Genomic DNA, 19,853 nt, shown 5'->3' on the forward strand with positions numbered 1-19,853 from the left:
GATACGCTTTGTTCTCGGCCCCAGGAGCGGGGCCCCACCATCTCAGTCAGGGAGTACGCAATTCATGGCTCTGCTCAAACCGCCGGGGCTCAGGCCCGGCGATACCATCGGCTTTTTTTCTCCCTCCAGTGCAGCCACCGCCTGGGCGCCAAACCGCTTTGCCCGTGCCGAGGCGTTTCTGGAAGGACAGGGCTTCAGACTCAAGGCGGGCAGCCTGACCGGCCAGCGCGATCACTGGCGATCCGGCTCCATAGCCGCACGGGCTGACGAGCTCAATGCCCTCATTCGCGATCCGCACGTGCGCTGCATCATGTCGGTGATTGGCGGCAGCAACTCCAACTCCCTGCTGCCCTACCTCGATTTTGATGCGCTCAAGCGGGACCCCAAGATAGTCATCGGCTACTCCGACGTGACGGCCCTGTTGCTCGGCATTTATGCCAAAACCGGCTTGGTTACCTTCTACGGGCCGGCGCTGGTGGCCTCTTTCGGCGAGCTCTCGCCGCTGGTGGACGAGACGCTGTCGGGCTTTCGCCAGATCTGCCAGGCCGGTGGCGCCGCCGTGCCTCATCCAGTGCCGACTCCGGCGCAATGGACCGAGGAGCGGCTCGATTGGGAACAGCAGAGCCGGGCCAAGCAGTGCCGACCAAACCGACTGATCTCGGTGGGCACCGGTCGGGTGCGGGGCCGGCTCATCGGCGGTAACCTCAACACCTTGGCGGGGATCTGGGGTTCCCCCTATATGCCGGCCATCGAGCAAGGGGACATTCTGCTGCTGGAAGACAGCCTCCATTTGGCAGAGACGGTGGAGCGCTCGTTTGCCCACCTCAAGCTGTGCGGAGTGTTTGATCGCATCGGTGCCCTGGTGCTCGGCAAACACGAGCTGTTCGACAGTCAGGGCAGCGGCCGGCGGCCGCTCGACATCCTGCTGGAGGTGGTGGGGGAGCCGACCTTCCCCATTCTGGCGGAGTATGACTGCGCCCACACCCACCCCATGCTGACCCTGCCCCTTGGCATCGAGGCGATGCTGGATCTCGATGCCCAGTGTCTCACCCTGTGCGAGCCTTGGCTCGGCGAGTGAGACCGCTCCGGCTGCCATAGCCGCATCGGCACATAGACAAAGAGGTCGCCTGAGCGACCTCTTTGTCATCTGTCCCGCGGTAGCAGGGCTCAGGGCAGGGCGTCGGGCCGGAAACTGGCGCGGATCTGCGGTACCAGGGGCGCGACATCAAATCCCTTCTCTTCTCCCAGCACCGGGTGGAGCAGGGCCAGATTCGGGATGGGGGTCATGTCGCCCGCCAGCAGCTGGCGAGTGGCCTGGCCCATCTGATAGAGCTGGCGCACCGGGGCGAACTGGGTCGCCAGATTGAGGGAATCATCGGCACGGGAAAAGGCCATCATGGGGATCTGGTAGCTGGCATCACGGGGCGGCTTGGCGCCGTGAATGCCCTTGCCGGCGGACATCAGGAACGGCTGGTGATCGCCGAAGGCCACCACCAGGTAGCGCTTGCCGGACTGGTCCAGAGTCTTGAGTAAACGCTCCAGCGAGGCCATGGCATCCACCACGCCGGTGTAGTAGGTGTTGAGCAGCTGGCGATCGGCATCGCTCTGATCCGGGCAGGCCTTGTCGAGCTGCTGGGCCTGGTAGCGATCCCCGTCGAAGGGGCCGTGCCCCTGCATGGTGACCGCGTAGGCAAACAGCGGCTGGTCATCCTGCTCGCTGCGCTTGAGCAGGTGATCGATCAGCGCATCATCCGAGATATAGAGCCCTTTATGTTCGAGGGTGGTGAATTGGGTATCGAACCAGCGTTCCTTGTAGCCAAGGGCCGGGATCGCCTTGGCGCGGCCCCAGAACTTCTCCACATAGGGGTGGGCAAACAGGGTCTGGTAGCCACTTTGCTTCGCACTTTGCGCCAGGCCCGGCACCTGATCGGATAGGTAGTAGTAGGGCACGACCCCCTGCTTGAGCAGGCCCACCGGCAGGCCGGTGTTCATCTCGAACTCCGCCAGTACCGTCATGCCGCCGGTGGTGGGGGAGTGGATGGTCTTGTGCCACTGCTGCACGCTGGCCGGCAGGCTCAGGGTGGGGGGCGGTGCGCAGATCTTGCCTTGCCAGCCGAGCCAGAGCGACTCGTATTGCAGCACGATCACCAGATCGAAGCGGGGCGGCTGGCTCAGGCTGACGTGGCTGAGCTGAGGGGTGAACTCGTTGATCTGCAAGGGGTAGCGAAACACGCTGCCACTTTGCAGCATCTCGTCCACCAGGTTGAACAGATAGAGGCCGGGCCCCGAGCGGATGATGTCCCTGTGGTAGTTGACCGCACGGTCCACGTAGCGAATGTTGGGCCCCAGCAGCTTGTTGCCGGTCTGGGTAGCAAATACGCATAACGCAAAGAAAGCGGCGGTGGCGGCCAGGGTGCGCAGGATCCAGCGCGACAGGGCGAAGCGCCAGCACAAGAAGAGGGCGACGGCACCCGCCAGCAGCGGCAGCACCGGATGCTGCTCCAGCAGGATGCGCAGCAGCGCCACCAGGTTGCCGAGATCGTCCCCCCCGAGCGGCACCCCGTAGATGGCGATCTTCATGAAGTTGGCTAGCAGCCCGATGCCGGAGAGCGCGGTGAACACCAATCCCATGTAGAGGTTGAAGCCCGCCAGTGCGCAGAGACTCCAGCCCAGCACCATGCTGCCCCAGGCGAGGTAGTAGTGCTCGGGTCGAAAGCCGGACCAGAGCAGAAACTCCCCCAGTTTGAACACCACGAAGCCGTGCAGCAGCACGAAGGTGAGGTTGCCGAGCAGCAGGCTGCCGAAGATGCGCCAGCGCAGATTGCGCCTGAGTCTGGGCAGCACCACCTTCAGCACGGCGGCGCTCAGGGCCAGTACCAGCACCAGACTGGTGAAGAGGTAGCTGAGGTTGAAACCCTGCTCCGGCAGAGTCTGCAGGATCTGGCTGAACTCGGCGCTTTCGGGTCTGTTTTTTAGCTGCAGGCCGATCCGCAGCTGATAGCGGCTGGCCAGGGCGTCATCGGGGGCACGCAGGGTGCTGTTGAGATCCAGATTACAGCGGCTCTGACGGCATACCTGCTGCTTGTCTACCGCTTGAGTCAGTTGATCGATCCGCTCACCCCGTTCGTTGAGCAGCTCCACCCTGACCTTGTCACCCTCCTGCAGGGGCGCCAGCAACTGCCACTGGCTGCGTACCACCAGATAGAGGCCACGGCTGTCGCTCTTGTAGAGCAGGGCGTGACGGGTGAGGGTAGCGATAGGCTGATCGGCAGGCCCCAGCACCAGCGGTTGGGCCCGGCCGAGCCAGCTGCCGGGATTGATCTGCGGCAGCAGCAGGGTCAGCAGCAGCAGCGCGGCCAGCAAGCCAAGCAGCAGGGAGGGCAGGCTGGGTACCCTGGCTGACAAACGTGCTGGAGAGGGGACTTTCATATGAGCTCATCCTTTGAGCGAGTGATGACGGCAAATGGCTGCTGCATTTAATTTGACCCGATGGTGATGGGCTTGCTCATTGTTGTCAATTTAATGACCAATCAATGAATATCCCATGACCATGAAGCCATGCAAACTGTGATCCGGATCGGGTGGCCACACTCATTCTGTGATGAAAGCGTCATCATGACGCTTTGCCTCTGGTCTGTACCTGCCTTGCTGCTTAGTCTCTCGATAATGATGGAGGTACATGTATGAATCCCAAAATAGCGGCACGTCAGGCAAGATTGCTCCGCATGCTGGAGAGCAAGGAGGAGATCCGGATCGGGCGCGAGCGGGATTGTCCCTTGCCACTGGCGCAGCTGGTGAGGCTCAAGGAGGATCATCCTGCCGTGCTCAAGGTGTATCGCCACGGCCTCACTGCCGAGGTTTTTCATCTCAAGGTGGAGGGACATCACTGGTGCCTGAAACGACGCCGGCACGACTCCCTGGTGGCCAACGTCGATGGCAAGACCGCCTTCCTGACCGAACTGGAGCGGCGCCGCGAGATAGAAGCCCTGCGCGAGCTGCACCCCACCATTCTCTCCAATGTGGTCTGTACCTGCTTCGGTTCGGCCCGGGCCGGGGTGCTTATCTCCCCCTGGCTGCGGGGTGTGCCTGTGCATGATCTCAACGAGCGCAATCTGGCGCAGATGCTGGCGGTGCAGGCCGAGCTTGCCCATTGGGGCTGGTTTGACTGGGATCCGAGCCCGGGCAATCTGCTCGACGATGGTCAGCAGATCGCCGTGTTCGACTTTGGTTATATGTGGCCGTTCGATCCCTGCCATGAATTCAACTCCAACGGCCTCTCCGATCCCCAGTTTCATGTGCCTGAACGGCTGGAAACCCGCACCCTCTCTGGCCTCTGGCTCAATGAGCCGGATCCGCTGCCGCAGTTTCGCTACTGGCGTGGCCTCTGTTTGAACTGGGTGCAGCGTGAGCTGCAATACCTGACACGGGAGGGGGCGAGCGCTCCCGTGCTGGCCCGCTTGCAGGGCTTGCAGGGGGAGTGGCGCTCGGCGCTGGCGAGCGACGCCGCGCTCGCTGCCAACTGGTGGCGCGACATGTATCGCAGCCACAGGCTCGACATTGCGGATGATCTCAGCGGCAAGAGCTGCGGTCCGCTCACCCTGCGCCGGCTCGACTGGCTGGAGCTGGCGGTGGCCGAGCACTTCGCCGAGCTGGTGGACAATTTGGGGCCTGATGACGCCGGGCTCGACCAGGTGGCGCTGCTAGCCCGACTCGCAGGTCTGCGCGAGGAGATCCGCGGCTGTTTGCTGCCGGTGCCGACCCTGGCGGAGTAGGCTGGTAACCGTGTCGATGACATCCGCATCAATGAGAAGAGGGGCACCCAGTGTGCCCCTCTTCTATCTGGTGTCCAACGTGTTGGTTTGCTCAGTCGAGCAGCTCCTGATGGAGGCGGTTGACGATGTGGCCCGCCTCGTCTTCCTTGACCAGGAAGCAGAGGTTGTGGGCGCTGGCGCCGTAGCAGATCATGCGAATGTTGTGCTCGCGGATGGCGTCAAAGACCTGACTGCCCACTCCTGCCGCCTCGCTCATGTGGTTGCCGATGAGCGCCACCAGGGCCAGCCCGGTCTCGACCTTCACCTTGCACAGCTGACCCAGCTCGGCCAGTACCTTGTCGCTGAGGATGGGTTCGCCATTGCTCTGGCTGCCGGTGTGATCCAGGGTCAGCGACACGCTCACTTCCGAGGTGGTGATGAGATCCACCGAGATGCGGTGACGGGCCAGGATGCCGAACACCTCGGCCAAGAAGCCATAGGCGTGGAACATGTTGAGGCTGTGCAGGGTGACCAGCACCTGCTGGCGGCGCAGGGCCACGGCGCGAAACAGCGGGCTGGTGCGGGTGCTGGCACGGATCCAGGTACCGCCGGCGGCCGGATCCTTGCTGGAGCCGACAAACACGGGTATGTCCTGGCGTACTGCGGGCTGCAGGGTGGCCGGGTGCAACACCTTGGCGCCGAAGGTGGCCATCTCGGCCGCCTCGACGAAGCTGATTTCGGGGATGGCGCGGGCGCGGGTGACGAGGCGCGGATCCGTGGTGTAGATGCCGGGCACGTCGGTCCAGATCTCTATGCTGCCCGCATCCAGCGCCTCGGCGAGCAGGGCGGCGCTGTAATCGGAGCCGCCCCGACCGAGCGTGGTGGTGCGGCCATCGCTATCCGAGCCGATGAAGCCCTGAGTAATGATGAGGCTGTCGCCGAGCAATGGGCCCAATGCCTGCTGGCAGAGGATACGAGTGGTAGCGAGATCCACACTCGCCTTGCCAAAGCGGCTGTCGGTACGCATCAGCTGACGCACGTCCTGCCAGTGAGCCTTGATGCCGCGCTGGCGCAGCAGTTCGGTAAAGAGGCGGGTGGACATCAGCTCGCCGCAGGCGATGAGCCGATCCGCCAGCTCGGCATCCGTATGCTGACTGGCCTGGCGGGCCATGGTACGGATCTCGCCGAGGGTGGCATGGATCTGGGTGCTCAGATCACTTGGGTCGCCCAGCGCCGTCAGTATGGACTGCTGGATCTCGGTCAGTCTGGCCAGCTGCGCCTCCTGGCCCGTCTCGTCCAGATCACCCTGGGCCAGGGCCACCAACAGGTTGGTGACGCCGGCGCTGGCGCTCAGCACCACAACTTTGGTCGCCGGGTTGGCCAGCACCACGTCGGCACAATTGTTCATGGCTGCCGCGTTGGCGACGCTGGTTCCGCCAAACTTGGCGACATTGATCGGGCTCATTGCTTACTCCTGTCTTAATTTAAAAATCCGGATCCATCGGGCAAAAAGAGAGGAGGAGGCTGAAAATGGCAGGAATGAGAGAGGCTATCCCGGCCAGAAGCACTCCACCCGCAGAGCCCATCCCGTACCAGCCCTTTGTGGAGCTTGGTGGGGGATGACCACTACCGATGACAACCCGGGGGATTCAGCCCCCGCAGCCGACGTTGAGGCATCCAGTTGCCTCACTCGTCTCGGCGCTGCTCCCCCTGACCCAAGTTCATCGGACTCTGGCGTCCTCCCTCGGGCTGCCTGGGCAGCGCTCCTCTTCTGGCTCCACCGCAGACGGTGGAGTGCAATTAGAAATACCCTGCGCTGGATTGCACTGTCAATCGAGATTGTGAAAAACTTAACAATCGGCGACAACCAGACACAAGATCAATAACTTACGAAATGGTCTTTGACAAAACCTTGGAGCGGCGCTGCCAGTTGTAGAACCGCTGCCGCTCCACCGGCAGGTCTTCCACCTCCAGCGGATCGAAGCCCCGCTCCCGGAACCAGTGAATGGAGCGGGTGGTGAGCACGAACAGGCGGCGAATGCCGAGCCGCTTGGCCCGCTCGGCCACCTTGGCCACCAGCTGATCCCCCCGGTTGGAGTTGCGATACTCGGGGTGAATGGCGACACAGGCCATCTCCGCCATCGCCTCTTCCATGAAGCAGTAGAGCGCCGCGCAGCCGATGATGAGGCCGTCGCGCTCTATGATGGTGAACTTGTCTATTTCCATCTCCAGCTGCTCACGGGAGCGGCGCACCAGAATACCTTCCTCCTCCAGCGGGCGGATGAGATCCAGAATGCCACCGATATCTTCTATGGTGGCGGCGCGGGCCTGCTCGGCGCTTTCCCGCACTATCTGGGTGCCGAGACCATCGCGGCTGAACAGCTCCTGCAGCATGGCGCCGTCATCCTGATAGCTCACCAGGTGGGAGCGGGGTACGCCGCCGCGGCAGGAGGCAATGGCCGCCCGCAGGTAGCGGGCGGTGCCGGACATCTCTTCCCCCGCCTGCTCCAGCTCTACCAGCAGCTCCTCGGCCTGCTCGGGGAAGAGCTCGGAGATGGCCTCGCCATGTCTGTCCATCACCCCCTGGGTGCTGCTGAAGCAGATGAGCTTGTCGGCCTTGAGATCCACCGCCACCCGGCGGGCCACCTCTTCCGAGCTCAGGTTGAAGCTCTCGCCGGTGACCGAGCAGCCGATGGGGGAGATGAGCACCAGGCTCTTCTGATCCAGCTGGCGAGTGATCCCCTCCACATCGATGCGGCGTACCCGACCGCTATGGCAAAAGTCGATGCCGTCATCCACCCCGAGCGGCTGGGCGGTGACGAAGTTGCCGCTCACCACGCTGATGCGGGCGCCCTGCATGGGGGTGTTGGCAAGCCCCATGGAGAGCTGGGCGGTGATGTCGTACTGCAGGCCGCCACACACCTGTTTGATGAGGGCGAAGCTTGCATCGTCCGTGACCCGGATCCGTCTGTGGTACTGGGCCTCGATACCGGCGCGGTCCAGCGCCTCGTCATTTTGCGGACGTGAGCCGAACACCAGTACCAAGCGTATGCCCAGTGTCTGCAGCAGAGCGATATCGCTGACGATATTGGCAAAGTTGGGGTGGCAGATGGCTTCCCCACCCATCATCAGCACGAAGGTGGCGCCTCTGTGCACGTTGACATAGGGGGTAGACTGCCGAAAGGCATAGACCAGGCTGGGTTCGCGTTCACGCACTTGAGGCTTCTTCCATAAAAAAACAGCAATGGGCTCAATATATGAAAATAAATTCACAAATCAAGACTAAATATTGATTTTTCCGTTTTATGCCACCATTTGGGCTGACAGGGAATAAGGGGCTTAGCCGGGTGATTGCCGGGCCCTGAAGGAGGGCCGCTCCCCCAGCGTGGCTGCGGCCTTGGTTGATCCCGGCTCATAAACTGTTATCTTCGAGATTCCTTTTCGTCAGCTGTGTGATCGCACAGGTTTTTATACAAGGACAGGGTTCATGGAACAGATTATTTCACCGGCAGACGCGCTGCCGGGCCGCCGCGAGACTATGGTGATTGGCCAGCAGCATGCGGTCAATGGCCATCCGACCCAGGGTCCCTGGCCCGAAGAGATGGCGGTAGCCTGGTTTGGCATGGGTTGTTTCTGGGGTGTGGAGCGTCTGTTCTGGCAACAGCCCGGGGTTTACTCCACCGCCGCCGGCTATCAGGGCGGCGTGACCCAGAATCCGACTTACAAGGAGGTGTGCAGCGGACTGACCGGCCATGCCGAGACGGTGCAGGTAGTATTTGATCCCAAGGTGATCAGCTACGGCGAGCTGCTCAAGCTGTTCTGGGAGCAGCATGATCCTGCCCAGGGCATGCGTCAGGGCGGTGATATCGGCACCCAGTACCGATCGGTGATCTTCTATGCTGACGAGAGCCAGCAGGTCGTTGCCCAGCAGAGCATGGCGGCCTATCAGCAGGCCATGATGGCCAGTGGCGACAGCCGTGCCATCAGCACCCGTATCCTGCCGCTGGCGCCCTTCTATTACGCCGAAGATTACCATCAGCAATATCTGGAGAAGAACCCGGAAGGGTATTGCGGACTGGGTGGCATCGGCGTCTGTCTGCCGCCGAGCCTCAATCGCTAAGAGGCAGTGCTGCGTTTGGCGACCCCTGGTTTGCACATGAAAAAAGAGCCGCAGTTGCGGCTCTTTTTTACGGTCAATATGCTGCTGAACAAGTTGAGTGTTGGCGCGATGAAAAAAATCGTAAAAAATGTGTCATGGTCGGGAACTAAACTGGATTGACCGTTGCCTAAATGACAGCTTCCATGGATGGGAGCCAAGACCAGACACATTTCTTGCCTCGATATTCATTAAAAGTCATTGAAAAGCTTGATGAGTTGAAATGATAGCAAGCAGGGCTGCCCGTTGAAGGCGGCCCTTTTCATCTGTGCTGTTTGCGGGGATATATGGGCGCGCGGGTCTGCGCCATGGCAACACTCTGTCTAAACGGGCTAGCTGATGGCGCCGTCGAACAGGTTCTTGATGAGATCGATGAACTCTTCGAGGAAGGCTTGCTGGGCCGGGGTCGGAGCGCGCAACCAGACGGCGGAAAGCACCTCTTCCAGATCGGCGACCACTGCATCGGCTTCCTGCATGATCATGAAGCGCAACTTGGGATCGAGCTGCGGGTTCTGCTCGCAGATGGACATCAGGTTGCCGGCCACCCGGCCGCTCACCAGATCTTCGATGGTTTGTTCACCACTGCTCTGCTGCTGGGTTTCAAACAGTCCCAGACTCTCCACCAGATACTCAATCAGGGCGATATAGCCTTCGCTTTCTACAACCATGGCGGTCTCAATCCTCAACAATACGGAAAAACTGTGCGTATTTTAGTGGCTGGACCTAGCTTGGCAAGCGCCAGTGCAGACGATAGCGGATAAAACCGACCCCGCCGCGCTCCACGCTTTCCAATCCGGTCAGCTCAAAGCCATACCGTAAAAATAGCCCATAGCTGAAGGCACTGGCCTCCGTCGTCAGGGCCTTGATGCCGAGCCGACCGGCCTGGCTGAGGGCGGTGGCGAGCAAGAGGCCACCAACCCCCCGCCGTTGATGGTCGGCGCTCACATAGAGCAGGCTCAGGTGACCATCGTCGCTGAGGGTGACGAAGCCGAGCACGGCACCCTCTTGCTCCAGCACCCAGCCGTGGTGGTCACGCAACTGGCTGACAAAGCCCGGATGATGGGCACCAAGGGCCCACTGCTCCACCTGCGCCTCGCTGTAGTGCTCGGGGCCGCGTTGGCGCACCGACTGCTCGAACAGGGTGAGCAGAGCGGGGATATGCTGTTCGGTCAGCGGGCCTATCTTGGGCTGCTCTGGCATGATGTGGCTCACAGTGTTGGTGCTTGTGGTCGTTTGGCCTTGGGCAGGCCGGCGATGACCCGCTCGTAGGAGTGGTGCACCCAGCCTTGCCAGAGATCGTCGGCCAGGGTATCGCTCAGGGTTACCGTATTCCAGTGCTGCTTGTTCATGTGCCAGCCGGGCTTGACCTCGGGGTGGATCTCCCGCAGCAGCAGGGCGAGGTCGGGCTCGCATTTGAGGTTGATGGTGAGCGGCTCTGCCTGCCAATCCACCAGCGCAAACATCTTGCCGGCGATGCGATAGACCAGGATCTCCGGGCCGAAGGGGGTGTCCTCCTGAGTGCCCGGCAGGGTCAGCAGAAAGGCTCTCAAACTCGTCAACTCCATGGTCACGCTCCTCGCCAGTTGCCATGCAAACGTATTTTTTAGATGAAAATATCTGCTAAGATGCGCGCCTACTATACCCCAATGCCGTCGATGAGGGAGTCGCAAGATGCTGTATCACAAGACCTTCGAGCTTGGCCCCGACAGGGATTGGGTGGTATTCGTGCACGGCGCGGGTGGCAGTTCCTCCATCTGGTTCAAGCAGCTGCGCGCCTATCGCGAGCACTTCAACGTGCTGCTGCTGGACCTGCGTGGCCACGGTCAGTCCCATCAGCTGCAACAGGTGGTCAAAGGCCATTACAGCTTTCGGGAAGTGACCGAAGACATCGTTCGTCTGCTCGATCATCTCAATATCCGCCGCGCCCATTTCGTCGGCATCTCCCTCGGCACCATCCTCATTCGCCATCTGGCGGAGCTCTGCCCGGAGCGGGTCAAGAGCATGGTATTGGGCGGCGCCATACTGCGGCTCGACATTCGCTCCCGGGTACTGGTGCAGCTGGGGCGCCTCGGCCAGCACATTCTGCCCTACATGTGGCTCTACCGGTTGTTCGCCTTCATCATCATGCCGCGCCAGCACCATCAGGAGTCGCGCAACCTGTTCGTGCGCGAGGCCCGCAAATTGTGCCAGAAGGAGTTCAAACGCTGGTTCCGCCTCGCCACCGAGGTCAACCCGCTGATGCGCTACTTCAAGGAGCGCGCCCTGCCGATCCCGACCCTCTATGTGATGGGGGAAGAGGATCACATGTTCCTGGCGCCGGTGCGCGAGCAGGTGGCCCGCGATCCCTACAGTCAGCTCGAAATCATCGAAAACTGCGGCCACGTCTGCAACGTGGAGCAGCCCGATCACTTCAATCGTCAATCCCTGGCGTTTCTCTCTACCCAGGCGAGCGTATTGCCCGTCGCGCCGCTAGAGGCCTGATCCCACCCATCCCGGGTTAGTGCAGTCCCCTCAGACGAAGTAGTGGGCGATATCCAGATAGCGCTGGCGGATATGCTCGATCAGCAGCCGGATCTTGCGCGGCGGCTGGCGGGTGAAGGGATAGACGGCATAGACGCCGAGTTTCTTGCCCACCTGATCGGGGAAGAGATCCACCAGTTCGCCGTTCATCAGATCGTGATAGACCAGGCAGCGCGGCACATAGACGATGCCGCGTCCCCCCAGCGCCGCCTTGCGCAGGGCGCCGGCGTTGTCGGTGCAAAAGCTGCCGGAGACCGACAGCAGATAGTTGCCGTCCTCCCCCTTGAAGGCCCACTCCGATGCCCCCGTGCTCTGGTAGGCGTAGCGCAGACAGTTGTGTGCCAGCAGATCGCCCGGTTCGCGCGGCGCCCCAAAGCGGCGCACGTAGGCGGGGGCGGCGCAGATCACCCACTGGGAGTCGAGGATGTGGCGGGCAATCAGGCTCGAGTCATCCAGATAGCCGGTGCGGATCACCAGATCGAACCCCTCTTCCACCAGATTGACGAAGCGGTTGTCCAGCGACATCTCCACCGTCAGCCCCGGGTGCTGCTGGCAAAAATCGGCCACCGCATCGGCCAGCAGCAGCTCGCCGGAGATGGTGGGCACCGACATGCGCACATGGCCGCTCACCTTTTCACCAAATCCCGCCACCGCGTCGAAGGCGTCCAGTGCGGCGGCCTTCACATTTTTGGCACCCTGATAGAGCTCCTTGCCCGCCTCGCTCAGGGTGAGGCGGCGGGTGGTGCGATAGAGCAACTGCACCCCGAGTTCTTCCTCCAGGCGGCCAATCCGTTTACTAACTACCGAATTTGTAATGGAATTTTGTTCAGCTACCTTGCTGAATGAGCCAGCTTCCACCACTTGGGCGAAGAGAATGAGGTCGTCTGTACGAGCCATATTGATCAACTTTTGGAATGAATGTTGTTCATTATTTCCATATATCGCGAAAAAGGAACAGAGTAAGGTCACGTCCGATTAACAAAACAACAACAAGGTGCGCCTCTGCACCGCTCGGACAAGGATGCAATGATGACAGACACACTGCTGGCCCTGGTGGCCTTCTCGCCGATCCTGGTGGCCGCCGTGCTGCTGGTCGGTCTCAACTGGCCCGCCAAGCGCGCCATGCCCATCGCCTTTCTATTGACCGTCTTGATCGCCCTGTGGGGCTGGCAGATGAGCCCGACCCGGGTGCTCGCCTCCACTTTGCAGGGGTTGGTGATCACGGTGACCGTGCTCTGGATCGTGTTTGGCGCCATCCTGATGCTCAACACTCTCAAACACACAGGCGCCATCACCGCCATTCGCGGTGGCTTTACCAATATCTCGCCGGACCGGCGCATCCAGGCCATCATCATCGCCTGGTGTTTTGGCGCCTTTATCGAAGGGGCCTCGGGCTTTGGCACCCCGGCCGCCATCGCCGCCCCCCTGCTGGTAGCCATCGGCTTTCCGGCGCTGGCCGCCGTGCTGCTCGGCATGATGATCCAGTCCACCCCGGTATCATTCGGCGCAGTGGGCACTCCCATCCTGGTGGGGATCAACAAGGGGCTCGACAGCCAGGCCATCGGCCAAACCCTGAGTGCCGGTGGCAGCAGCTGGGATGTCTACCTGCAGCAGGTGACCACCAACGTGGCCCTGATCCACGCCACCGTCGGCACCCTGATGCCGGTACTGATGGTGATGATGCTGACCCGCTTCTTCGGTCGCCATCGTAGCTGGACCGAAGGGCTCTCCATCCTGCCGTTCGCCCTCTTCGCCGGACTCGCCTTCACCGTCCCCTACGCCCTGACCGGCATGCTGCTCGGCCCCGAGTTCCCGTCCCTCATCGGTGGTCTGGTAGGGCTGGCTCTGGTGATAACGGCGGCGCGAGCCGGCTTTCTTGTGCCCAAAACCGGGTGGGATTTTGCCCCTGAAACAGAGTGGCCGATTGAGTGGCTGGGCTCCCTCAAGCTCGATCTCAAAGAAGCCGCAGCCCGCCCCATGTCGCTGCTGCTGGCCTGGCTGCCCTATGTGGCGCTGGCGCTGTTGCTGGTGGCGAGCCGGGTGAGCCCGGAGTTCAAGGCGAGCCTGTTGTCGGTGAGCCTCGCTTTCAGCGATCTGCTGGGGGAGAAGGGAATAAGCGCGTCGATTGAGCCGCTATACCTGCCGGGGGGCCTGCTGGTGCTCTGCGCCCTGCTGACCACCCTGCTGCAATCGCGCTCCTTCGCCCCCTTCGGGCGGGCGCTGGGGGAGTCCAGCCGCACCCTGATTGGCGCCGGCTTCGTGCTCATTTTCACCGTGCCCATGGTGCGCATCTTCATCAACTCAGGCGTCAACGGGGCGGAACTCGCCAGCATGCCGGTGACCACCGCCAATTTTGCCGCCGGGCTGGTGGGGGAGTTCTTCCCGGCATTGAGCGCCACCATAGGGGCGCTGGGGGCCTTTATCGCCGGCTCCAACACCGTCTCGAACATGATGTTCAGCCAGTTCCAGTTTGAGGTGGCGCAGACGCTCGGCGTGTCGACCGCGGCCATGCTGGCGCTGCAGGCGGTGGGGGCGGCGGCCGGCAACATGATCGCCATTCACAACGTGGTGGCGGCGTCGGCCACCGTGGGCCTGCTGGGTCGCGAGGGGGAGACGCTGCGCAAGACCGCGCTGCCCACCCTCTACTATCTGCTGGCCACCGGCCTTATCGGGTTGGCGCTCATGTACAGCTTCCATATCTCTGATGCCCTGCTGCAGTTGAAGTAAAAGGAGAGCAAGCAATGAAGGTAATGCGGGTCTATCCGGCCAAGCCGGCCGATGTCTATCTCTACGCCACCTGTCTGGTGGACCTGTTCGACCCGGTGGCGGGGCTCGATGCCATCGCTCTGCTCGAGCGGGAAGGGGTAAGGGTGCACTTTGTCGAGAAACAGACCTGCTGCGGGCAGCCGGCCTACACCTCGGGCCATGAAGAGGAGGCGCGCCAGGTGGCGCAAAGCCAGATGGCGCTCTTCCCCGAGCCATGGCCGCTGGTGGTGCTGTCGGGCTCCTGCGGCGGCATGATGCACCATCACTATCGCCGGCTCTTTCCAGAGAGCCGCCAAGTGGCCGATTTCTGCGAGCGAGTGTTCGAGCTGACCGAGTTTCTGGCCCAGATTTGCCGGGTGCGCTGGCGCGGGGTAAGGGCGGCGAGCATCGTGATGCACACCTCCTGCTCGGCCAGACGCGAGATGCAGGTGCACAGCCGGGCCCGCGCCCTGCTGGGTCAGCTTGAGGGCGTCACTCTGCACGAGCAGGCCTACGAGAGCGAGTGCTGCGGTTTTGGCGGCGCCTTCTCGGTGCGCCACCCCCACATCAGCCAGGCCATGGTGGAGGACAAAACCCGCCACCTGCTGGCCACCGGTGCCGACATCCTGGTGAGCGCCGACTGGGGGTGTCTGCTGAACATCAAGGGCTCCCTGGCCTATCAGGGCAAGATGCTGCCCGCCATGCATCTGGCCAGTTTCCTGCTCGCCCACAGCGAGCCGGTGTCAGAAAAAGAGGGGGCACATCATGAGTGAGCACGCCAAGTATTCGCCGCGCCGCTTCCATCCTCAGGCCGAAGCCGCCCTGGCCGACCCTGTGTTGCGCCAGAACTTTCGCGGCGCCATGGATTACCTGCGCGACAAGCGCCGCGATGCTTTCGCCGATCCGGTCGAGGAGGAAGCGGTGCGCGATGCCGCCGAGCAGATCCGTCAGCGTTGCCTGTCGCGCCTGCCCGAGCTTTTGGAGCAACTCGAAGCCAACTGCGAGCGCAACGGCATCAGGGTGCACTGGGCCCAGACGCCGGATGAGGCCAACGCCATCATCCTCGGCATTGCCCAAAGGCACGGGGTAAGTTCCATCGTCAAGGGCAAGTCCATGGTGAGCGAGGAGGTGGGCTTCAACCACGAGATGGCGCGTCACGGCATCCGCTGCCTTGAAAGTGACATGGGGGAGTTCATCGTCCAGCTCGACGGCGATACCCCGTCCCACATCATCATGCCCGCCATCCACAAGAACAAGCAGGAGGTGAGCGACACCTTCGCTCATAACCTAGAAGGCTTCACCCCTACCACGGACGTGGATGCGCTGATCCAGACCGGACGGCGGGCCCTGCGTGAAGAGTTTCGCCGCGCCGGCATGGGGCTCTCTGGCGTCAACTTCGCCGTGGCCGAAACCGGCAGCTTGTGTCTTGTCGAGAACGAGGGCAACGGACGCATGTGCACGACAGTGCCGAAAGTCCACGTGGCCATCACCGGCATCGAGAAGGTGGTGGAATTTTTTAGCGACGTGCCGCCCCTTTACAGCGCCCTGACCCGCTCGGCCACCGGCCAGGCCATCACGACTTATTTCAACGTCATCAGCGGCCCGCGCCGGGCAGGGGAGCAGGACGGCCCGGACGAGGTGCACCTGGTGCTGCTCGACAACGGCCGCAGCCAGGCTTACCTCGACGAGGAGCTGCGCAAGACATTGCAGTGCATCCGCTGCGGCGCCTGCATGAACCACTGCCCGGTCTACACCCGCATCGGCGGCCACGCCTACGGCACCATCTACCCGGGTCCCATCGGCAAGATCATCTCCCCCCATCTGCTGGGGCTGGAAAGCACCCAGGATCTGGTGACCGCATCGAGCCTGTGCGGTGCCTGCGGCGAGGTGTGCCCGGTGCGCATCCCCATTCCCGACATTTTGCAGCGCCTGCGCCGAGAGGCCAAACACGACGCTATGCCTGACCACGAACCGCTGGCGGGGCAGGGGGCGGCCAAGAGCCGGCTCGAGACTCTTGCCATGCAGGGCTTTGCCTTTGCCGCCACCCACCCGCGCCTCTATCATGCCGCGACCGGTGTGGCCGGTCGCCTGCGGGGCTTGATCCCCAAACACTTGGGCCCCTGGACCCAGTGCCGCGAGGCCCCCAAACCCGCCCCCCAGAGCCTGCATGCCCTGCTGCGCCAGAAGAAAAAGGAGTCCTGAGATGTCGAGCAAAGAGGCCATATTAAGCCGCCTGCGCGGCGCTGCCACCCCCATTGCCCACGCCCCCCATGGCTGGCAGCCCTGGCGCGGGGCAGATGACGGCGCACGGCGCGAACGCTTCCTTTCTGGGATCACCGCCAGCCACGCCGAGATCCTCACCGTCAAGGAGGCAAACCTTGCCCGGGATCTGAGTGCCTGGCTGGATGGCGAACAGATCAAAAACCTGGCCTGTGGCCAGGGGGGCCGCTGGCAGGAGTCGGTTGTGACCGCCTGCGCCGGGCGATCTGTATTGACCCCGACGGGGGAGTTTGCCGGCTGGAAAGACGACCTGTTTGACGTCTGTCAGGCGGGCATCACCCACTGCGCGGGCGCCATCGCCGATACCGGCAGCTTGGTGTTGCTACCGGATGGCGGCGAGCCGCGCACTATTTCGCTTGTGCCCCCCTGTCATATCGCGCTGCTGGCGGCGTCCACCATCGCCGACAACCTGGCGGGGCTGGTGGACGCCGGGCGCTGGCAGCAGGCCATGCCCACCAATCTGCTGCTGGTCTCCGGCCCCTCCAAGACCGCCGACATCCAGCAGACCCTGGCCTACGGCGCCCACGGCCCGAGCCGCCTCTTGGTAGTGCTGGTGGAGGATTGCTGATGCCCTGGAACCAATTTGACGCCGCCGTGCTCTCGCGCATCCCGCCGGAGCGCCTGGTGAGCGATCCTGACTTGCGCCTCGCCCACGGCACGGACGCCAGCTTCTACCGGCTGGTGCCCGAGCGCATCATGCGCCTCGACTCCCTCGATGAGGTGCGCTTCGTGCTCGGGGTGTGCCGCGAATTGGGCCTGCCGTGCACCTTTCGCGCCGCCGGCACCAGCCTCTCGGGCCAAGCCCTGAGCGATTCGGTACTCATCACCCTGACCGACAGCTGGCGCGGCCACCGCATTCTGGACAAGGGGGCGCGCATTGCCCTGCAACCCGGGGTGATCGGCGCCGATGCCAACCGCTATCTGGCGCCTCTGGGCCGCAAGATTGGGCCGGATCCCGCCTCCATCAACGCCTGCAAGCTTGGCGGCATCGCCGCCAACAACGCGAGCGGCATGTGCTGTGGCACCGCCCACAACAGCTATCACACATTGCACGCCATGACCCTGCTGCTTGCCGATGGCTCCGTGCTGGACAGTGGCGATCCGCAAAGCCGCGCCGCCTTTGCGGCCAAGCGCCCTGAGCTGCTCACGGGGCTCACCGCCCTGCGCGCCGAGGTGCTGGCGAATGAGGCGCTTGCCGCCAACATTCGCCACAAGTACCGGCTCAAGAACACTACCGGCTACGCCATCAATGCCCTGCTCGACCATGAGGACCCCATCGATATCCTCACCCACCTGATGATCGGCTCGGAGGGGACCCTCGGCTTTATCGCCGAGGTGGTGCTCGATACCGTGCCGGAATACCCCCACAAGGCCTCGGCCCTGCTGGTGTTTCGGGACGCCGAGCAGGCGTGTCTGGCCACCTCGCGCCTGAAAAGCGCCCCGGTGGCGGCGGTGGAGCTGATGGATGGGCGCTCCCTTCGCTCAGTGGCGGGCAAGCCCGGCCTGCCGGACTTTATCAAGACGCTGGATCTGGCTGCCTGCGCCTTGCTGATCGAGGTGCATGGGGAATCGAAAGAGGAGCTGGTCGATCGCTGCGAGCAGGTGATGGGCATGGCCGCCGAGTTCGTTCAGGTCGCCTCTGTGCCCTTTACTGGCGGCAGCGCCGGCCTCTGGGCCATTCGCAAGGGGCTCTTCCCGGCGGTGGGGGCGGTGCGTACCACCGGCACCACCGTCATCATCGAGGATGTCGCCTTTCCCATCGAGCGTCTGGCCGAAGGGGTGGCAGGGCTGCAGCAACTGTTCGATCGCTTCGAGTACGGTGAAGCCATCATCTTCGGCCACGCGCTTGAGGGGAACCTGCACTTCGTCTTTACCCAGGGGTTTGATGATCCGGCGCAGGTGGCCCGTTACGGCGCCTTTATGGATGCGGTGGCAGAGCTGGTCGCGGTGCGCTTTGGCGGCTCGCTCAAGGCCGAACACGGCACCGGCCGCAACATGGCCCCCTATGTGGAGCTCGAATGGGGGCCGGAGGGGATGGCGCTGATGCGGCGCATCAAGGTGCTGCTGGACCCCGATGGCCTGCTCAATCCCGGCGTCATCATCAACGACGACCCCAACGCCCACCTGGCCCACCTCAAGCCCATGCCGGCGAGCGATGCCATCGTCGATCCGTGTATCGAGTGCGGCTTTTGCGAGGCGGTCTGCCCCTCGCGCACCTTGTCACTGTCGCCGCGGCAGCGCATCGTGCTCTACCGCGAACTGGCCCGCCGCGCCCGCGCCGATGAGCCCTCCAACCAGCTGACCCGGCTGTTTGATTATCAGGGCATCGACACCTGCGCCGCGACCGGGCTCTGCGCCGATCGCTGCCCGGTCGGCATCAATACCGGTGCGCTCATCAAGAAGCTGCGCACTGACAAATACCGGCGCTTCGTGCCCATCGCCCGCTGGAGCGCCGATCACTTCGCCGGCGTTACCCGCACGGCCCGTGGGGCCCTCGGCCTCAAAGCCATTGCCGGCAAGCTGCTGGGGGAGAAAGCGCTGGCCGGATTGGTGAGCGGGGTTCGCCATCTGAGCCGTCAGCGCACGCCCGCCTGGCTGTCGACCCTGCCGGGCCCGAGCCGCTATCGGTGGCCGTCAGGGGAGGGGAGCAGTGATGGATCCATCGAGCGCGCTGTGGTTTATCTACCTTCCTGTGCCAGCCGGGTATTCGGCCAGCAGGAGGATGCCCCGTCACTACCGGACGTGGTGTTATCCCTGCTAAATAAAGCGGGTTGCCGGGTGATAGTGCCGCAAGGCATCGAGGGGCTCTGTTGCGGCATGCCCTATGACAGCAAGGGGATGGTCGAGGTGGCTGCCGCCAAGCGTACTGAGCTGGTGGCGGCGCTGTGGCAGGCAAGCGAGCAGGGGCGCTGGCCCGTGCTGCTCGACACCAGCCCCTGCGTGCAACGGCTGCTCGACACCAGCCCCTGCGTGCAACGGCTGCTCTCGGGGACGCTCGGCAAGAGCCTTCGGGTGTTTGAGCCCGCTACCTTTGTGCTGGAACACCTGCTGCCCCACCTTGAGCTGACCCCCATTGATGAGACAGTGATGCTCCATATCACCTGCAGCAGCCGGCGCATGGGTCTGGGGGAGAAGATGCTGGCGCTGGCCCGCGCCTGCGCCCGCGAGGTGATCGTGCCTGAGCATATCCAGTGCTGCGGCTTTGCTGGCGACAAGGGGCTGATGACCCCGGAGCTCAACGCCGCCGCCCTCGCCAGCCTGCCCGCCCAGGTACCCAGCGATTGTCGGCAGGGATTCAGCAACAGCCGCACCTGCGAAATGGGGCTCAGCCAGCACGCCGGCATTCCCTATCACAGTATCCTTTATCTGGTGGATCAGGCAGCGAGATAGGAAAACAACAA

16 protein-coding genes and 1 riboswitch are annotated in these 19,853 nt (G+C 63.0%); of the genes, 9 read left to right on the forward strand and 7 right to left on the reverse strand.

Annotated features, from left to right (window positions below; genetic code table 11):
• Positions 1-64 precede the first annotated feature (64 nt).
• Positions 65-1,078, forward strand: coding sequence for a S66 family peptidase (locus tag ACW5XD_RS07635; protein WP_456494363.1), 1,014 nt, complete (start codon positions 65-67; stop codon positions 1,076-1,078).
• An 89-nt stretch (positions 1,079-1,167) separates the two neighbouring features.
• Here the strand turns inward: ACW5XD_RS07635 and ACW5XD_RS07640 are convergent, their stop codons facing one another.
• Entirely contained in the window at positions 1,168-3,429 is a 2,262-nt protein-coding gene (locus ACW5XD_RS07640; protein ID WP_456494364.1) for an LTA synthase family protein, read from the reverse strand.
• A gap of 254 nt (positions 3,430-3,683) precedes the next feature.
• On the opposite strand from ACW5XD_RS07640, the gene ACW5XD_RS07645 reads away from it, so the two are divergent.
• Positions 3,684-4,772 (forward strand): hypothetical protein, encoded by a 1,089-nt coding sequence (locus ACW5XD_RS07645; protein ID WP_456494365.1) that lies wholly within the window; start codon positions 3,684-3,686, stop codon positions 4,770-4,772.
• Positions 4,773-4,863: 91 nt separating this feature from the next.
• Here the strand turns inward: ACW5XD_RS07645 and lysC are convergent, their stop codons facing one another.
• Positions 4,864-6,216 carry a lysine-sensitive aspartokinase 3 gene (lysC, locus tag ACW5XD_RS07650; protein ID WP_456494366.1) on the reverse strand — a complete coding sequence of 451 codons (1,353 nt, stop codon included), beginning with the start codon at positions 6,214-6,216 and terminating at the stop codon, positions 4,864-4,866.
• A gap of 89 nt (positions 6,217-6,305) precedes the next feature.
• A riboswitch (Lysine riboswitch) is annotated at positions 6,306-6,530 on the reverse strand.
• Positions 6,531-6,638: 108 nt separating this feature from the next.
• A complete protein-coding gene (gene argA, locus ACW5XD_RS07655) occupies positions 6,639-7,967 on the reverse strand; it encodes an amino-acid N-acetyltransferase (protein WP_456494367.1) in 1,329 nt (442 codons plus the stop codon).
• Between the two features lie 271 nt (positions 7,968-8,238).
• Here argA and msrA point away from each other — a divergent pair, with 271 nt between their 5' ends.
• Positions 8,239-8,871 (forward strand): peptide-methionine (S)-S-oxide reductase MsrA, encoded by a 633-nt coding sequence (msrA, locus tag ACW5XD_RS07660; RefSeq protein WP_456494368.1) that lies wholly within the window; start codon positions 8,239-8,241, stop codon positions 8,869-8,871.
• 368 nt (positions 8,872-9,239) lie between these two features.
• Here msrA and ACW5XD_RS07665 read toward each other — a convergent pair whose 3' ends face one another.
• The 3 genes from ACW5XD_RS07665 to ACW5XD_RS07675 are packed head-to-tail and all read right to left on the reverse strand — an operon-like array spanning position 9,240 to position 10,472.
• Positions 9,240-9,575 carry a DUF3802 family protein gene (locus tag ACW5XD_RS07665; RefSeq protein WP_456494369.1) on the reverse strand — a complete coding sequence of 112 codons (336 nt, stop codon included), beginning with the start codon at positions 9,573-9,575 and terminating at the stop codon, positions 9,240-9,242.
• Positions 9,576-9,630: 55 nt separating this feature from the next.
• Positions 9,631-10,107 (reverse strand): GNAT family N-acetyltransferase, encoded by a 477-nt coding sequence (locus tag ACW5XD_RS07670; protein WP_456494370.1) that lies wholly within the window; start codon positions 10,105-10,107, stop codon positions 9,631-9,633.
• 8 nt (positions 10,108-10,115) lie between these two features.
• Complete coding sequence (locus ACW5XD_RS07675; RefSeq protein ID WP_456494371.1) at positions 10,116-10,472, reverse strand: MmcQ/YjbR family DNA-binding protein; 357 nt, start codon at positions 10,470-10,472, stop codon at positions 10,116-10,118.
• Positions 10,473-10,578: 106 nt separating this feature from the next.
• Between ACW5XD_RS07675 and ACW5XD_RS07680 the strand changes: the two genes are divergently transcribed.
• Positions 10,579-11,388 (forward strand): alpha/beta fold hydrolase, encoded by an 810-nt coding sequence (locus tag ACW5XD_RS07680; protein WP_456494372.1) that lies wholly within the window; start codon positions 10,579-10,581, stop codon positions 11,386-11,388.
• Between the two features lie 30 nt (positions 11,389-11,418).
• Here the strand turns inward: ACW5XD_RS07680 and ACW5XD_RS07685 are convergent, their stop codons facing one another.
• On the reverse strand, positions 11,419-12,396 hold the full coding sequence (locus ACW5XD_RS07685) for a LysR family transcriptional regulator (protein ID WP_456494373.1): 978 nt from the start codon (positions 12,394-12,396) through the stop codon (positions 11,419-11,421).
• Positions 12,397-12,456: 60 nt separating this feature from the next.
• On the opposite strand from ACW5XD_RS07685, the gene ACW5XD_RS07690 reads away from it, so the two are divergent.
• The 5 genes from ACW5XD_RS07690 to ACW5XD_RS07710 are packed head-to-tail and all read left to right on the forward strand — an operon-like array spanning position 12,457 to position 19,842.
• Positions 12,457-14,154 carry an L-lactate permease gene (locus ACW5XD_RS07690; protein WP_456494374.1) on the forward strand — a complete coding sequence of 566 codons (1,698 nt, stop codon included), beginning with the start codon at positions 12,457-12,459 and terminating at the stop codon, positions 14,152-14,154.
• Between the two features lie 14 nt (positions 14,155-14,168).
• Complete coding sequence (locus ACW5XD_RS07695; protein ID WP_456494375.1) at positions 14,169-14,945, forward strand: (Fe-S)-binding protein; 777 nt, start codon at positions 14,169-14,171, stop codon at positions 14,943-14,945.
• Positions 14,938-16,374 (forward strand): LutB/LldF family L-lactate oxidation iron-sulfur protein, encoded by a 1,437-nt coding sequence (locus tag ACW5XD_RS07700; RefSeq protein ID WP_456494376.1) that lies wholly within the window; start codon positions 14,938-14,940, stop codon positions 16,372-16,374. The genes ACW5XD_RS07695 and ACW5XD_RS07700 overlap by 8 nt, the downstream gene beginning before the upstream one ends.
• Before the next feature lies 1 nt (position 16,375).
• Positions 16,376-17,020, forward strand: a complete 645-nt coding sequence (locus ACW5XD_RS07705) for a LutC/YkgG family protein (RefSeq protein WP_456494377.1) — start codon at positions 16,376-16,378, stop codon at positions 17,018-17,020.
• Positions 17,020-19,842, forward strand: coding sequence for an FAD-binding and (Fe-S)-binding domain-containing protein (locus ACW5XD_RS07710; RefSeq protein WP_456494378.1), 2,823 nt, complete (start codon positions 17,020-17,022; stop codon positions 19,840-19,842). The genes ACW5XD_RS07705 and ACW5XD_RS07710 overlap by 1 nt, the downstream gene beginning before the upstream one ends.
• Positions 19,843-19,853: the final 11 nt, after the last annotated feature.

The organism is Aeromonas enterica (assembly GCF_054052465.1).

Coding starts and splice junctions, on each gene's coding strand:
- ACW5XD_RS07705 (WP_456494377.1), top strand. CDS start 16,376: ATGTCGAGCAAAGAGGCCATATTAAGCCGCCTGCGCGGCGCTGCCACC.
- ACW5XD_RS07635 (WP_456494363.1), top strand. CDS start 65: ATGGCTCTGCTCAAACCGCCGGGGCTCAGGCCCGGCGATACCATCGGC.
- lysC (WP_456494366.1), bottom strand. CDS start 6,216: ATGAGCCCGATCAATGTCGCCAAGTTTGGCGGAACCAGCGTCGCCAAC.
- ACW5XD_RS07680 (WP_456494372.1), top strand. CDS start 10,579: ATGCTGTATCACAAGACCTTCGAGCTTGGCCCCGACAGGGATTGGGTG.
- ACW5XD_RS07640 (WP_456494364.1), bottom strand. CDS start 3,429: ATGAAAGTCCCCTCTCCAGCACGTTTGTCAGCCAGGGTACCCAGCCTG.
- ACW5XD_RS07690 (WP_456494374.1), top strand. CDS start 12,457: ATGACAGACACACTGCTGGCCCTGGTGGCCTTCTCGCCGATCCTGGTG.
- ACW5XD_RS07670 (WP_456494370.1), bottom strand. CDS start 10,107: ATGCCAGAGCAGCCCAAGATAGGCCCGCTGACCGAACAGCATATCCCC.
- ACW5XD_RS07675 (WP_456494371.1), bottom strand. CDS start 10,472: ATGGAGTTGACGAGTTTGAGAGCCTTTCTGCTGACCCTGCCGGGCACT.
- ACW5XD_RS07665 (WP_456494369.1), bottom strand. CDS start 9,575: ATGGTTGTAGAAAGCGAAGGCTATATCGCCCTGATTGAGTATCTGGTG.
- ACW5XD_RS07645 (WP_456494365.1), top strand. CDS start 3,684: ATGAATCCCAAAATAGCGGCACGTCAGGCAAGATTGCTCCGCATGCTG.
- ACW5XD_RS07710 (WP_456494378.1), top strand. CDS start 17,020: ATGCCCTGGAACCAATTTGACGCCGCCGTGCTCTCGCGCATCCCGCCG.
- ACW5XD_RS07695 (WP_456494375.1), top strand. CDS start 14,169: ATGAAGGTAATGCGGGTCTATCCGGCCAAGCCGGCCGATGTCTATCTC.
- ACW5XD_RS07700 (WP_456494376.1), top strand. CDS start 14,938: ATGAGTGAGCACGCCAAGTATTCGCCGCGCCGCTTCCATCCTCAGGCC.
- msrA (WP_456494368.1), top strand. CDS start 8,239: ATGGAACAGATTATTTCACCGGCAGACGCGCTGCCGGGCCGCCGCGAG.